This window comes from Rhizorhabdus sp. P4_G5 (assembly GCF_056401065.1).
Genome location: NZ_JBFUKB010000023.1, coordinates 1 through 982 on the forward strand (window position 1 = coordinate 1; position 982 = coordinate 982).

The 982-nt window shown below is 65.1% G+C and carries 1 protein-coding gene; it reads left to right on the top strand.

Annotated elements, in window-relative coordinates; all coding sequences use genetic code 11:
- Positions 1-94: 94 nt before the first annotated feature.
- A protein-coding gene (locus AC1DQK_RS19060; protein ID WP_477873433.1) for an IS630 family transposase occupies positions 95-982 on the top strand; the annotation gives its coding sequence in 2 pieces (ribosomal slippage) (positions 95-454 and positions 456-982; 887 coding nt annotated over the 2 pieces). This gene is flagged as partial in the annotation.

Here is a 982-nt window from a genome sequence, read left to right on the forward strand (position 1 = left end):
TAGAGCGCGCTGCGAATAGCTTGAATCGAATTGGGATTCCCAAGGCGGCCGAGGTGTGATTCAAGCTTGGGGCTGGGTTTGGAGGCCAGCCTTTATGCCACGAGCCTATTCTCAGGATTTGCGTGACCGGGTGATCGATGCGGTGGTGCGTGGCGGCGAGAGCCGTCGTTCGGCGTCACGTCGTTTTGGGGTGAGCGAGGCGTCGGCGATCAAGTGGGTCCAGCGTTATGAGCGGGCGGGCGATCGGCGCTGTGCGGGCACGGGCGGGCATCGGCCGTCAAAGGTGAAGCCGGAGCGCGATTGGCTACTGGCGGCGATCGCGGCCGAACCGGACATCACGCTGGCGGCGCTCTCGGCACGGTTGCTGGCCGAGCGYGGCGTGCGGGCGGACACGGGCATGCTGTCGCGCTTCTTCGTCAGCGAGGGCATCAGCTTCAAAAAAAAGCGTGCTGCCCTCCGAACAGGATCGGCGTGACGTTGCGCGCAGGCGAGCGAGTTGGAAGCGCTACCAAGGCCGGCTTGATCCCCGCCGGCTCGTGTTCATCGACGAGACCTGGGCCAAGACCAACATGGCGCGCACCCATGGCCGCTGCCGGCGGGGYGAGCGGCTACGCGCCAAGGTGCCGCATGGCCATTGGAAGACCCTCACCTTCCTCGCAGCACTGCGCCATGATCGGATCGATGCACCGGCCGTGATCGATGGCCCGATCAACGGGCAGAGCTTCCTCGCCTATGTCGAGCAGTTCCTGATCCCGACACTCAAACCGGGCGACATCGTCATTCTGGACAATCTCGGCAGCCATAAGGGTGAGGCGGTGCGCAAGGCCGTCCGCGCGGCAGGCGCAAGGCTGCTGTTCCTGCCGCCCTACAGCCCCGACCTCAATCCAATCGAGCAGGTCTTCGCCAAACTCAAAACCCTGCTGCGCAAAGCCGCCGAGCGCTCGGTCGAGGCGACCTGGCGACGCATCGGATCCCTCCTCGA